The organism is Scandinavium tedordense (assembly GCF_024764965.1).
GTDB classification, from domain to species: Bacteria; Pseudomonadota; Gammaproteobacteria; order Enterobacterales; family Enterobacteriaceae; genus Scandinavium; species Scandinavium tedordense.
On the sequence record NZ_JALIGG010000058.1, the window covers coordinates 304,373 to 318,376 of the forward strand.

Annotated in this window: 12 protein-coding genes; 10 read left to right on the forward strand and 2 right to left on the reverse strand. The window is 54.5% G+C overall.

The features are described from left to right. Window positions 1–13: 13 nt before the first annotated feature. The 6 genes from ycjR to MUU46_RS20825 all read left to right on the forward strand — a co-directional run bounded on the left by ycjR (window position 14) and on the right by MUU46_RS20825 (window position 6,897). Window positions 14–802, forward strand: coding sequence for a 3-dehydro-D-guloside 4-epimerase (gene ycjR, locus MUU46_RS20800; protein ID WP_159758896.1), 789 nt, complete (start codon window positions 14–16; stop codon window positions 800–802). An 11-nt stretch (window positions 803–813) separates the two neighbouring features. Continuing rightward, window positions 814–1,872, forward strand: coding sequence for a D-glucoside 3-dehydrogenase (ycjS, locus tag MUU46_RS20805; protein WP_258966541.1), 1,059 nt, complete (start codon window positions 814–816; stop codon window positions 1,870–1,872). Beyond that, window positions 1,866–4,139 carry a glycoside hydrolase family 65 protein gene (locus MUU46_RS20810; protein WP_258966828.1) on the forward strand — a complete coding sequence of 758 codons (2,274 nt, stop codon included), beginning with the start codon at window positions 1,866–1,868 and terminating at the stop codon, window positions 4,137–4,139. The genes ycjS and MUU46_RS20810 overlap by 7 nt, the downstream gene beginning before the upstream one ends. Beyond that, window positions 4,136–4,822 (forward strand): beta-phosphoglucomutase, encoded by a 687-nt coding sequence (gene pgmB, locus MUU46_RS20815; protein WP_258966542.1) that lies wholly within the window; start codon window positions 4,136–4,138, stop codon window positions 4,820–4,822. Before MUU46_RS20810 ends, pgmB begins: the two co-directional genes overlap by 4 nt. Before the next feature lie 4 nt (window positions 4,823–4,826). Then, a complete protein-coding gene (locus tag MUU46_RS20820) occupies window positions 4,827–5,912 on the forward strand; it encodes an ABC transporter ATP-binding protein (protein ID WP_258966543.1) in 1,086 nt (361 codons plus the stop codon). A gap of 73 nt (window positions 5,913–5,985) precedes the next feature. Further along, on the forward strand, window positions 5,986–6,897 hold the full coding sequence (locus tag MUU46_RS20825) for an OmpG family monomeric porin (RefSeq protein ID WP_258966544.1): 912 nt from the start codon (window positions 5,986–5,988) through the stop codon (window positions 6,895–6,897). A gap of 31 nt (window positions 6,898–6,928) precedes the next feature. Here the strand turns inward: MUU46_RS20825 and MUU46_RS20830 are convergent, their stop codons facing one another. Further along, entirely contained in the window at window positions 6,929–7,939 is a 1,011-nt protein-coding gene (locus MUU46_RS20830) for a LacI family DNA-binding transcriptional regulator (RefSeq protein WP_258966545.1), read from the reverse strand. A 151-nt stretch (window positions 7,940–8,090) separates the two neighbouring features. On the opposite strand from MUU46_RS20830, the gene MUU46_RS20835 reads away from it, so the two are divergent. The 3 genes from MUU46_RS20835 (at window position 8,091) to tyrR (ending at window position 12,301) form a co-directional block, all read left to right on the forward strand. Continuing rightward, window positions 8,091–9,488 carry a YcjX family GTP-binding protein gene (locus MUU46_RS20835; RefSeq protein ID WP_258966829.1) on the forward strand — a complete coding sequence of 466 codons (1,398 nt, stop codon included), beginning with the start codon at window positions 8,091–8,093 and terminating at the stop codon, window positions 9,486–9,488. Beyond that, window positions 9,485–10,534, forward strand: coding sequence for a YcjF family protein (locus tag MUU46_RS20840; RefSeq protein WP_258966546.1), 1,050 nt, complete (start codon window positions 9,485–9,487; stop codon window positions 10,532–10,534). Before MUU46_RS20835 ends, MUU46_RS20840 begins: the two co-directional genes overlap by 4 nt. A 225-nt stretch (window positions 10,535–10,759) precedes the next feature. Further along, complete coding sequence (gene tyrR / locus MUU46_RS20845; RefSeq protein WP_159758910.1) at window positions 10,760–12,301, forward strand: transcriptional regulator TyrR; 1,542 nt, start codon at window positions 10,760–10,762, stop codon at window positions 12,299–12,301. Between the two features lie 39 nt (window positions 12,302–12,340). On the opposite strand, the gene tpx is transcribed toward tyrR, so the two are convergent. Next, window positions 12,341–12,847, reverse strand: coding sequence for a thiol peroxidase (gene tpx, locus MUU46_RS20850; RefSeq protein ID WP_258966547.1), 507 nt, complete (start codon window positions 12,845–12,847; stop codon window positions 12,341–12,343). A gap of 102 nt (window positions 12,848–12,949) precedes the next feature. Here tpx and ycjG point away from each other — a divergent pair, with 102 nt between their 5' ends. Next, the gene (gene ycjG / locus MUU46_RS20855; RefSeq protein ID WP_258966548.1) at window positions 12,950–13,915 is read left to right on the forward strand and encodes an L-Ala-D/L-Glu epimerase; all 966 of its coding nucleotides are present in this window, start codon (window positions 12,950–12,952) and stop codon (window positions 13,913–13,915) included. Window positions 13,916–14,004: the final 89 nt, after the last annotated feature.

The following is a 14,004-nucleotide window of genomic DNA, read 5'->3' on the forward strand; positions in this document are numbered from 1 at the left end:
AGGAAAGCAAATTATGAAAATCGCAACTCAGAATCAGCCCTTTTTTCCGGAAAGTATTCTGGCGAAATTCCGCTATATCAAGGCGATGGGTTTTGACGGCTATGAAATTGACGGCCGTCTGCTGGTGGATAATCTGGACGAAGTGAAAGCGGCTATCAAAGAGACGGGGCTGCCGGTGACTACCGCATGCGGTGGCTATGACGGTTGGATTGGTGATTTCATCGAAGAGCGTCGTCTCAATGGATTACAGCAAATCGCGCGCATTCTCGAAGCCCTGGCGGAAGTGGGTGGAAAAGGCATTGTGGTACCTGCCGCATGGGGGATGTTCACCTTCCGTCTGCCGCCGATGACCTCGCCGCGAAGCCTCGAGGGCGATCGTAAAGCAGTCAGCGAATCGCTGCTTTTCCTGGATGAGATCGCAGCCCGCACCGGGACGACCGTTCTGCTCGAACCACTCAATCGTTATCAGGATCATATGATCAACACCCTGGCAGATGCCCGCAGCTATATCACCGAAAATAAGCTCAAGCACACGCAAATCATCGGCGATTTTTACCACATGAACATCGAAGAGGACGATATTGCGGGGGCACTGCACGCGAACCGTGACCTGCTCGGGCATGTGCATATCGCTGATAATCACCGTTATCAGCCGGGGAGCGGGAGCCTGAATTTCGCCGCGCTTTTTGACCAGTTGCGGGCTGACCATTATCCGGGTTTTGTCGTGTACGAATGCCGAGTGCGTGCTGCCGACCCGGCAAAAGCGTACCAGGATTCCCTCGTTTATCTGCGTGAGTGCTGAGAGGAAATCGAGTGAACAATGCTACAGCTGTCGCCCCGTTGCGAGTCGCCATCATCGGCGCGGGGCAGGTGGCGGACAAAGTCCATGCTACATACTATGCCACGAGGTGTGACCTCCAGATAGTGGCTGTCTGTGACAGCCGCCTGGAGCAGGCGCAGGCGTTTGCGGCAAAATTCGAGATTGCAGACTCCTATGATGATGTGCGCTTGATGTTGCAGGAAGTGCAGCCTGATGTTGTCAGCGTCTGCTCGCCGAACCGTTTTCATTTTGAGCACGTTTTAGCCGCTCTGGAAGCTGGCTGTCACGTGATGTGTGAGAAGCCTCCGGCGATGACACCACAGCAGGCCAACCAAATGCGTGCTATGGCGCGTCAACAGGGCAAAGTGCTGGCGTATGATTTCCATCATCGCTTCTCGCTCGACGCCCAGCTTTTGCGTGAGCAAGTACAGAGTGGCGTATTGGGTGAAGTGTATTTCACTACCGCAACTGCACTGCGACGTAGCGGTGTTCCAGGCTGGGGTGTGTTTACCAATAAAGCGATGCAGGGCGGTGGTCCGCTGATCGATATCGGTATTCATATGCTGGATACTGCGATGTATGTACTGGGCTTTCCCGCGGTGCGGCGCGTAATGGCCCACAGTTTCGAGAAGCTCGGTACCGTGAAAAGCAGCGGTCAGTTTGGCGAATGGGACCCGACGCAATACACCGTTGAAGATGCTCTTTTTGGCACCATTGAGTTTGAAAATGGAGGTCTGCTGCGGATTGAGACGTCCTTTGTGTTGAACATCACTGAACAGTCGCGGATGAACGTCACCTTTTGCGGGGATAAAGCCGGGGCCACGCTGTTCCCGGCGCATGTTTATAACGATGTAAATGGCGAGCTCAACTCGCTTTTTCAACGCGATCAGGCCGACGATAACCGCCATTTTCGCAGTATGGACGCCTTCGTACGCCACATACAGGGCGAGCCGGTCACGATTGCCGACGGTGAACAAGGCTTCATTATTCAGCAACTGGTTGCGGCGTTGTATGAGTCTGCGGAAAAAGGCGAATGGGTAACGATATGCTGAACATTTCCACGTTGAAAGATCCCATTTTCAGCCCGCACAGCCTGAATAAATATGGGTCGCTGATGACCAGCGCTAACGGTTATATGGGCGTGCGCGCAAGCCATGAAGAGGACTATACCCAGCAGGTGCGCGGCCTGTATCTTGCCGGACTGTATCACTGTGCCGGACGTGGTGAAACGAATGAACTGATTAATCTGCCAGACGTTGTGGGTATTCAGCTTGAGGTGAACGGTGCGCCCTTTACGCTACTGAGCGGCGAGACTGAGCATTGGCAACGTGAGCTGGATTTTAGCGACGGCGAACTACGGCGGGATTTAATCTGGCGCTCGCCATCGGGCGCTCGTGTGCGCATTGCCAGCCGCCGTTTTACGTCAATGGCGCAGATGCCGCTATTGGCGATGCAATTCACCATCACCGCGCTGGACGAAGATGTCAGCCTCGCATTTTCCACCGGCATTGATGGGACCCAAACCAATAGTGGTCGCCAGCATCTGGATGAGCTTTCGCTGCGGGTCTTTGACCAGCAGGTGTTGCAGGGCGCGTGGGCGACACAGTCGGCGGATGCTGAAGTAGTGATCACCAGCAGCATTCAGTTGAGTAAGAATGTGGAAAGCTGCTTTGCGGCGAAGAATCGCCGCTTGATGCAAAACAATACGCTGTGCCTCGAAGCAGGTCGCAGTGTCACGATCGAGAAAATCAACTGGATAGTGCAGCGTGGGCGTGAAACCTTATCTTTGGAAAGTTTCAGCCGACGCTGCCTGAATGATTTGCAGACGTGTGCCGCTCAGGGCTACGAAGCGCTGCTGGCCGCTTCGCGTGCTGAGTGGCTGAAAGGTTGGCAGGCTCGACGGGTCGTTGTGGATTCCGCCATCGCAGCCGATCAGGTCGCACTCGATTTTGCCCATTATCATCTGGCTGCCATGACGCCACTGCATGACGAGCGCAGCAGTATTGGGGCCAAAGGGTTGACGGGTGAAGGCTATAAAGGTCATGTGTTTTGGGATACCGAAGTCTTTTTACTCCCTTATCATCTGTTTACCGCGCCATCCACAGCACGCTCGTTATTGCGCTATCGCTATCTGAATCTGCCAGGCGCCCGTGAAAAAGCACGGCGCAATGGCTGGCATGGGGCATTGTTCCCGTGGGAGAGCGCGTGCAGCGGCGAGGAAGAAACGCCAGAATTTGCCGCCATCAATATCCGCACTGGCCTGCGGCAGAAAGTCGCGTCCGCACAGGCGGAACATCATCTGGTCGCAGATATTGCCTGGGCGGTGGTGAACTACTGGCACGCTACCCATGATGAGGCGTTCATGCGTACCGAAGGGGTCTGCTTATTAACCGAAACCGCAATGTTCTGGATTAGCCGGGCGGTGGAGGCCAACGGGCGGCTGGAGTTGCACGACGTCATCGGCCCGGATGAATACACCGAGCACGTTAATAATAATGCCTTCACTAACTACATGGCGTGGCACAACGTGGCGCAGGCGCTGCATTTTGTGCCGAAGTTTGGCGAGCTTCACCCTGGATTAGCCGTCAAGGGTGCCGATTTTTTGCAACGTCTGTGGCTGCCTGAATCGGATGCGCAGGGCGTGCTGGCGCAGGACGATACGTTCATGCAAAAGCCAACCATTGATCTCGAAAAATATAAAGCACACGCCGGGAAGCAGACCATTTTGCTCGACTACTCACGGGCGGAAGTCAATGAGATGCAGATCCTTAAACAGGCTGATGTGGTGATGCTGAATTATATGTTGCCGGATCGTTTTTCTGATGCTGAATGCCTGGCGAATCTGGCGTACTACGAGCCGCGAACAATCCACGACTCATCGCTCAGTAAAGCCATTCACGGCATCGTCAGCGCACGCTGTGACCGTGTAGAGGAAGGGTACCGACTGTGGCGAGACGGGACGATCATTGATTTGGGCGATGAGCCGCATAGCAGTGACGACGGTATTCATGCCGCCGCTACGGGGGCTATCTGGCTGGGGGCTGTACAAGGTTTTGCCGGGCTGAGGATTTGCAATGGCGAACTGCATTTGGCTCCAACATTACCGGCGCAATGGCAGCGGCTGTGCGTGCCGGTTTGCTGGCAGAGCGCGAGACTGACCCTGGATATCACCCCGGATGCGGTCACTCTGAACACCACCGCAGAAGTCCATTTGTGGCTGTGGGGCCGTGAAATTTTCCTGAATGGCCAACAGCGCTATCAGCAGTCTGATTTTTTTAGCACCCGAATTGGGACCGCTACCATGGAGAGGGCCAAATGAAACTGGACGCCGTAATATTCGATCTCGATGGGGTAGTGACCGACACGGCGCATCTTCATTATGTCGCCTGGCGCGATGTGGCGCAGGAAATCGGGATCACCATTGACGAAACATTCAACGAGCAACTGAAGGGCATCAGCCGAATGGCGTCGTTGCAGCGTATTTTGCAACACGGCGGTAAAGCGGTACATTTTTCCACCGCTCAGTGTGAGGCGCTGTGCGCGCGTAAAAATAGTCGTTACGTCGCCACGCTGGCATCGCTCACCCCTGAGTCGATTTTGCCGGGAATCACTGAACTTTTGCAGGACCTTCGGGGCCGGGGAATATGCATCGGACTGGCATCGGTATCACTCAATGCTCCGGTTATTCTGAATGCACTGGGAATTTCGCACCTCTTTGACTATTGCGCAGATGCATCGCGTATTGTGCATTCCAAGCCCGACCCGGAGATTTTCTTGCTGGCCTGCCAAGGCTTAGGCGTAGTACCGCGGCATGCTATCGGGATTGAAGATTCCCTGGCCGGGATTCAGGCGATTAACGCCAGCGGCATGGCGTCAGTCGGGATTGGCAAAGATTTGATGGGGGCAAGACTGTTATTGCCGTCTACGCGGGAACTGAACTGGCATCGGTTGGATGCGTACTGGCGACGCCTTCATCCGACCTCTGCAACTGTAAAGGAATAAACCCATGGCTCAATTATCACTGCAACATATACAGAAAATTTATGACAACCATGTGCACGTGGTGAAGGATTTCAATCTAGAAATTGAAGACAAAGAATTTATCGTGCTGGTCGGGCCGTCCGGCTGCGGTAAATCCACCACCCTGAGGATGATTGCTGGGCTGGAGGCGATCAGTCACGGCGAGTTAATGATTGACGGTGTCCGGATGAACGACGTTCCGGCGAAATCGCGTAATATCGCGATGGTTTTCCAGAACTACGCGCTCTATCCGCATATGACGGTGTACGACAACATGGCCTTTGGTCTCAAGATGCAAAAAATTGCGCCGGAAGTCATTGAAGAACGTGTCAGTTGGGCCGCACAGATTTTGGGTTTGCGGGAGTATCTAAAGCGCAAACCTGGCGCGTTGTCTGGTGGCCAGCGCCAACGTGTGGCCCTCGGGCGGGCAATTGTGCGTGAAGCAGGCGTTTTTTTGATGGATGAACCGCTGTCGAACCTCGACGCCAAGCTGCGAGTGCAGATGCGGGCTGAAATCTGCAAGCTGCACCAAAAACTCAATACAACCATGATTTACGTCACGCACGATCAGACAGAAGCCATGACCATGGCGACACGGATAGTGATTATGAAAGACGGTATTGTGCAGCAGGTGGGGGCACCGAAGCAGGTCTACAACCAGCCCGCAAATATGTTTGTCGCCGGGTTTATTGGCTCACCGGCGATGAATTTTATCCGTGGCGCTATCGACGGTAACGACTTTGTCACCGAAACCCTGCGGTTGCCGATACCGCCGGACAAGATGGCGGTACTCAACGCGGCGGGCTATCAGCGCAAAGCGGTTGTGTTGGGCATTCGTCCGGAAGATATCTTAACCGGCGCGGAGTCGAATATACCGATAGCGGCGCGGATTAGCGTGGCAGAATTAACCGGCGCGGAGTTTATGCTGTATATCACTATTGGTGGTCATGAACTGGTGGTTCGTGCGCCATCCACCAGTGATTATTTCGCCGGGGATAATATCGCGCTGTCATTCGATATGGCGAAAAGTCATTTCTTTGATATTGAAAGTGAACGAGCCATCCGCGAATAAAAGAAAATAAAAATATGGGAGGGTTTAATTTCTCCCATGTTAACCATGCAGTTAATTTTTCAGGATGAATAATATGAACACACTACCTCGGTGTGCAGCACTGCTATTGGGTGCTTGTACTCTCACAGCTTATGCACAAAATGACGATGGCTGGAAATTTAATATTGGCGCGATGTATGAGAGCGAAAATATTGAAGGGCAAGCCGATGATATGGACGGATTATACGAGCCGTCGGTGTGGTTTAATGCCTCGACGGGACCATGGAAAATATCACTGGCGATGTATCAGGAAGGACCGGTAAATTACAGCAGTGGAACTCGAGGGACCTATTTCAATCGCCCTGAAATGGAAATTCGTTATCAGGTTCTGGATAGCGATGACTTTACCCTCGGCCTGACCGGTGGCATTCGTAATTATGGCTATCACTTTAAGGATGAACATAATAAAGAGGCGGGAACCGCTAATATGCAGCGTTATAAATTTCAGCCAGACTGGAATTTGCGATTGACGGATGATGTACATTTCAACGGTTGGCTGGCGGCCTATCAGTTCGTTAATGACCTGGAGCAAACCGGTTATTCCGACAGCCGGGTTGAAACCGAAACCGGGTTGACGTGGAAGCTGACAGAGACAGTCTCATTGCTCACGAATTATTACCTGGAACGTGGGTTTAATCTTAATAAGAGCCGGAATAATGGCGAGTTTTCTACCCAAGAAATACGCCTCTATCTGCCTGTCTCTTTCGGTTCGAGCACGCTGACGCCGTATACACGTCTCGGTCTGGATCGCTGGACAAACTGGGACTGGCAGGACGATCCGACACGCGAAGGGCATGACTTCAACCGGTTGGGATTACAGTTCGCCCACGACTTTGATAACGGTGTTTCTGTTTCACTTGAATATGCCTATGAGTGGGAACATCACGATGAAGGCGACGACGATCGCTTCCACTACGCGGGTGTGGGCATCAACTACGCGTTTTAATGCTATGTGGCCGGAGGGCACACCTCCGGCGTTATGCCAGTGAATCGGTCAGCGACACGTGGGTAGAAACAATAACCCGGCGTGGCCCTGGCTTACCGGCGATGCACTGGAACAACCGATCGCAACTCTTGAGCCCCAGCTCGTAAGTCGGTACATCAATACCTCCCGGAGCGGGAGACAAAATGAACGACAGCGTTTCATTACTGTAGCCAACGACGGCAAGCTGTTGCGGTATTTGAATACCAGCCTCAAATGCTGCACGGTACAGGCTTAACAGCTTCATGCTGTCGGTGGCGAAAACCGCACCCGGACGCGGTTCCATGGCGAGCAACGTCTTTGCCGCGACCAGGGCGGTTTCATGGGTATAACCGCTATCAATGACCCATTCCTCGCGCAGCGGAATATGATGCTGACTGAGACACTCTTTATATCCTGCGAGGCGATCAACGGAAACGTGATAATCCAATGGGGCGTGCAGGCAGGCGATATTATTATGCCCACGAGAAATGAGTGCTTTGGTCAGTTCAATGCTGTCTTGATAATTATCAGTGTCGACAGAATAAACGTGCTGATAATCGCCTTCAACTTTGCCAATGACTACCACAGGAACTTGATACTCATCGACGCGCGAGAAAAAGGATTCATCGGCCGGGGAACTCAGCATAATGATCCCTTTGATCATCTTTTGCCGAATTTTGCTTTCGCATTTAAGCAGGTCATCTTCGGTGCTGTGCGATGTTTGTAATATCACATCAAAGCCTTCTTCCTCTGCCCGGGAAGTAATGGCGTGAAGCACTTCAGCAAAGAAAGGATTGCCTGCCGTGGTTTTCGTTGAGCGAGTAGAAATGACCATAATAGCGTCAAACCCAGAAGACGTTAGCGCCCGGGCAAGCTTATTCGGTTGATAATTAAGATCCTTAATCGCTTTCTGCACTTTTTCCAGCGCCTCTGGCGAAATATTGGTTTGATTATTCAGTACTCGCGATACGGTAGATTTTGAAACGCCAGCAACCCTGGCAATATCATATATGGTCGGTGACATACACCAGTCGAGCTCCATCGTAGAGTCAATCAGATGCATCTTACTGGAGAAAAAGCCTGAAATACAGCGAAGTGCGGTTGATAATTATCTTCAGGAACCTTATGTCATGTATCCTAAAGGACAGGCGAGACCAGGACAAAACGGGATGGCGATGAAGCGACTCAAAACTGAATTTAATGCACTGCTCAATCGCGGCGTGGACCGACATCTGCGCCTGGCGGTGACCGGGCTTAGCCGTAGCGGCAAAACCGCGTTTATCACCGCGATGGTGAATCAGTTGCTGAATCTTCACGCAGGCGCGCGTTTACCGTTGCTCAGCGCGGTGCGCGAAGAGCGTTTGCTTGGCGTGAAACGCGTGCCGCAGCGCGACTACGGTATTCCCCGTTTTACCTACGACGAAGGCCTGGCGCAGCTGTACGGCACGCCGCCGACGTGGCCGACGCCGACGCGTGGTGTGAGCGAGATTCGTCTGGCGCTGCGTTTTCGTTCTAACGATTCCTTACTGCGCCACTTCAAAGACACCTCCACCCTGTACCTGGAAATCGTCGATTACCCGGGCGAATGGCTGCTGGATTTGCCGATGTTGGCGCAGGACTACCTGAGTTGGTCGCGGCAGATGACGGGGTTGTTGACCGGGCAGCGTGCCGAGTGGTCTGCTCGCTGGCGACAGCTGTGTGAAGGGCTTGACCCGCTGGCAACGGCGGACGAAAACCGTCTGGCGGAAATCAGCCAGGCGTGGACCGATTATCTGCACGCCTGCAAACAGGAAGGTTTGCACTTCATTCAGCCAGGCCGTTTTGTGCTGCCGGGCGAAATGGCAGGCGCACCAGCCTTACAGTTCTTCCCATGGCCGGATGTGGATACCACAGGCGAGGCCAGGCTGGCGCAGGCGGACAAACACACCAACGCCGGGATGCTGCGGGCGCGTTTTGACTACTATTGCGAACATATCGTTAAAGACTTCTATAAAAATCACTTCCTGCGTTTTGATCGCCAGATTGTGTTGGTCGATTGTCTGCAACCCCTGAACAGCGGGCCGCAGGCATTTAACGACATGCGCCTGGCACTCACGCAGTTGATGCAAAGTTTCCATTACGGGCAGCGCACACTGTTCCGCCGCCTGTTTTCCCCGGTTATCGACAAACTGCTGTTTGCCGCGACCAAAGCCGATCACGTCACCGTCGATCAGCATGCGAACATGGTTTCCCTGTTGCAACAGCTGATCCAGGATGCGTGGCAGAACGCGGCCTTTGAAGGCATCAGCATGGATTGTCTGGGGCTCGCGTCAGTGCAGGCCACACAAAGCGGGCTGATTGACGTCAATGGCGAGAAAATCCCCGCGCTGCGAGGAAACCGTCTGAGCGATGGGGAACCGTTGACGGTGTATCCTGGCGAAGTGCCTGCGCGTTTGCCAGGGCAGACATTCTGGGAACAGCAGGGTTTTCAGTTCGAAGCCTTTCGCCCGCAAACAATGGATGTCGACAAACCGCTGCCGCACATACGCCTTGATGCGGCACTGGAGTTTTTAATTGGAGATAAATTGCGATGAGCGAACCGTTAAAACCGCGTATCGATTTCGCCGGGCCACTGGAAAAGGACAAAGCAGAGCACCTGCGTGGGGCTCAAACATTTGAACAGAGCCAGGCCGAAAACTTTGCGCCAACGGTGATTGACGATCCGTTGGAAGACGAAGGGCAGGCCGAGGCCGTGGTCGAAGCGGCGCTGCGCCCAAAACGCAGCCTGTGGCGGCGGATGGTTACTGCGGGGCTGGGTATTTTCGGCATTAGCGTGGTGGCGCAGGGTGTGCAGTCGACGATGCACGCCTGGCAAATGCAGGACTGGGTGGCGCTCGGCGGATATGCGGCCGGAGCGCTGATTATCGGCGCTGGCGTGGGGTCAGTGGCCACCGAATGGCGGCGCTTATGGCGCTTGCGACAACGGGCGGAAGAGCGTGATGAAGCGCGTGACCTGCTGCACAGTCACGGTACCGGCAAAGGGCGGGCGTTCTGCGAACAGCTTGCAGCGCAGGCCGGAATCGACAAATCGCACCCGGCACTCCAGCGTTGGTATGCTGCCATTCACGAAACACAGAACGATCGGGAAGTGGTCACGTTGTATTCCCATATCGTGCAGCCGGTACTGGACGCTCAGGCGCGGCGCGAAATCAGCCGCTCGGCGGCAGAATCAACGCTGATGATTGCCGTCAGCCCGCTGGCGCTGGTGGATATGGCGTTTATCGCCTGGCGCAATCTGCGCCTTATCAACCGCATCGCCATGCTGTACGGCATTGAGCTGGGTTATTACAGCCGCTTGCGACTGTTCCGCCTGGTGCTGCTGAATATTGCCTTTGCCGGAGCCAGCGAACTGGTGCGCGAAGTCGGCATGGACTGGATGTCGCAGGATTTGGCGGCGCGACTTTCCGCTCGTGCGGCGCAGGGGATCGGCGCTGGCCTGCTGACCGCACGTCTGGGCATCAAAGCGATGGAAGTGTGCCGTCCGTTACCGTGGATCGATAACGACAAACCGAAGCTTGGCGATTTCCGCCGCGAGCTTATCGGGCAGTTGAAAGAAACCATCAATAAGAAACCGACCTAACTTTTCGTTTGCCATGACTCCCTCTCTTCAGCGAGAGGGAAAATGTCACGTTGCCGCCTTCCCAAAAATCACTTCTGGCCTTGTCTCTTTGTGCGTTACCCGCCGGGTTTACGGCAAAGTGCCTGATTTTCCGCCATACTGTCAATAATTGTTGACAGCCATCTTCCCGCAGGCGGAGAACTGTCTTATCATCCATGCGTTATTGGCTATGAGGGTGATACTCCCATGCGTCTTGAAGTCTTTTGTGAGGACCGTCTTGGTCTGACCCGTGAATTACTCGATCTGTTGGTGCTGCGTGGGATTGACCTGCGCGGGATCGACATTGACCCCATTGGCCGAATTTACCTTAATTTTGCGGAGCTGGAATTTGACAGCTTTCGTACTCTGATGGCGGAAATCCGTCGTATTGCTGGAGTCACTGATGTGCGCACCGTGCCGTGGATGCCGTCGGAACGTGAACACCTGGCGCTGAGCGCGTTACTGGAAGCGATGCCGGAACCGGTGCTGTCGCTGGATACTAAGAGCAAAGTCGAACTGGCGAACCCGGCGAGCTGCCAGCTGTTCGGTCAGTCGCAGGATAAACTGCGCAGCCACAACGCCGCGCAGCTGATCAACGGCTTCAACTTCCAGCGCTGGCTGGAGGGTTCTCCGGTGGAATCGCATGCCGAACATGTGGTTATCAACGGGCAAAACTTCCTGCTGGAAATTACCCCGGTCACGCTGGAAGGCGAAAATGCCACGCGCGTATTAATGGGCGCTGTCGTGATGCTGCGTTCTACATTGCGCATGGGGCGTCAGCTGCAAACCATGACCAGCCAGGACGTCAGTGCCTTCAGTCAGATAATCGCCGTCAGCCCAAAAATGCGTCATGTGCTTGAGCAGGCCCGTAAGCTGGCGATGCTGAGCGCACCGCTGTTGATTGTTGGTGATACCGGCACCGGTAAAGATTTGCTGGCGAACGCCTGTCATCTGGCAAGCCCGCGAGCGCAGAAGCCGTACCTGGCCCTGAACTGCGCATCGATTCCGGAAGATGCGGTCGAAAGCGAACTTTTCGGCCATGCACCGGAAGGCAAAAAAGGCTTCTTTGAGCAGGCCAACGGCGGCTCGGTGCTGCTGGATGAAATCGGTGAAATGTCGCCGGGGATGCAGGTCAAACTGCTGCGTTTCCTGAACGACGGTACCTTCCGTCGCGTCGGAGAAGACCACGAAATTCACGTCGATGTGCGGGTGATTTGCGCCACCCAGAAGAACCTCGTCGAACTGGTGCAAAAAGGGTTGTTCCGCGAAGATCTCTATTATCGTCTGAACGTGCTGACCCTGAATCTGCCGCCGCTGCGCGATCGCGCGCAGGACATCATGCCGCTGACGGAGTTGTTTGTGGCCCGTTTTGCCGATGAGCAGGGAATTGCGCGTCCGAAGCTGGCCGCCGATTTAAACACGGTGCTGACCCGCTACGGCTGGCCGGGTAACGTGCGTCAGCTGAAAAACGCCGTATACCGTGCGCTGACACAGCTGGACGGTTACGAGCTGCGCCCGCAGGACATCTTACTGCCGGATTACGACACCACCACGGTGGCGGTCGGGGAAGATGCAATGGAAGGTTCGTTGGATGATATCACCAGCCGCTTTGAGCGTTCGGTGCTGACCCAGCTTTATCGTAGCTATCCGAGCACGCGTAAGCTGGCCAAACGCCTGGGCGTTTCGCATACAGCGATTGCAAATAAGTTGCGGGAATACGGCTTAAGCCAGAAGAAAAACGAAGAGTAAACACGATGCCGCCTTCAGTGATGAAGGCGGCATTTTTTATCAGGCTTTCAGTGCTTCCAACGCAGACTCATAGTCCGGCTCGTTGGTGATTTCGTTCACCAGCTCGCTCAGAACCACGTTGTCGTTTTCATCAAGCACGATGACCGCGCGAGCGGACAGGCCTTTCAACGCGCCGTCTGCGATGCCAACGCCGTACTGCTGAAGGAACTCTGGCGCACGCAGGGTAGACAGAGTAACAACGTTGCTCAGGCCTTCTGCACCGCAGAAGCGGGACTGGGCGAACGGCAGGTCAGCTGAAATGCACAGCACGACAGTGTTGTTCAGTTCGGTTGCCAGCTGGTTGAATTTACGCACGGATGCAGCGCATACGCCGGTATCAATGCTCGGGAAAATGTTCAGCACTTTACGTTTACCAGCGAACTGGCTCAGTGCGACGTCGGAGAGATCCTTAGCAACCAGTGTGAATGCTGGTGCTTTGGCGCCCGCCTGCGGAATGGAGCCCTGAACGGAAACGGGGTTGCCCTGGAAATGCACAGTTTGTGACATGATTATCTTCCTGTTTACATATAGTTAACGTCGCGGCTAGTGTATGACATCAACAGTTAACACGGCAAATCCTTTTAGTGCTGGTAAATCGAGGGGCAGGGAATGAGAAGTTTGAGAGTGTACGAGGAAGCCTGGCCACTGCATACGCCATTCGTCATCGCCCGCGGCGCGCGCAGCGAAGCGAAAGTGGTCGTGGTGGAAATCCAGGAAGACGGTGTGACAGGGACTGGAGAATGTACCCCATATCCGCGCTATGGCGAGAGTATTGCCTCGGTGATGGCGCAGATTGCCAGCATTGGCGAACAGCTTGAATCCGGCCTGACGCGCGAGGCGTTGCAGCAGCTTCTGCCCGCGGGCGCGGCGCGAAACGCCGTGGATTGTGCGTTGTGGGATATTGACGTGCGTAAAGCGGACCGCTCTCTGTCGAATTTGGTGGGCAGCGAATTAGCCTCCAACGTGACAACGGCGCAAACCGTGGTGATTGGCACGCCGGATCAGATGGCAAATAGTGCTAAGGCGCTGTGGGATAAGGGGGCGCGGCTGTTAAAGGTTAAGCTCGATGATCATCTGATCAGCGAAAGAATGTTCGCCATTCGTGCAGCCGTCCCGGAGGCCACGCTGATTGTCGATGCCAACGAATCCTGGCATAGCGATGGGCTGGCTTCACGCTGTCAGTTGCTGGCAGATTTGAACGTCGCGATGCTGGAACAGCCGTTACCCGCAGGGGAAGATGGTGCGCTGGCGAACTTTATTCATCCGCTGCCTGTTTGCGCTGATGAAAGCTGTCACACGCGTGAAAGCCTGGCGAAACTCGCCGGACGCTACGAAATGGTCAATATTAAACTTGATAAAACCGGTGGATTAACCGAAGCGCTGGCCCTGGCGACGGAAGCCAAAGCGCAAGGTTTTGACCTGATGCTAGGCTGTATGTTGTGCACCTCTCGCGCCATCAGCGCCGCACTGCCTTTGACGCCGAAGGTGCGCTTTGCCGATCTCGATGGCCCGACGTGGTTGGCAATCGATGCCGAACCCGCGCTGCGTTTTGGCACCGGCACGCTTTACCTATGAAATCGTTAATTTATTTATAAACCGGATCCGGCACAAAACGATCATCCTGCATACGCTAGCGCGTTTAGGATACGCCCGTCACAAATTTG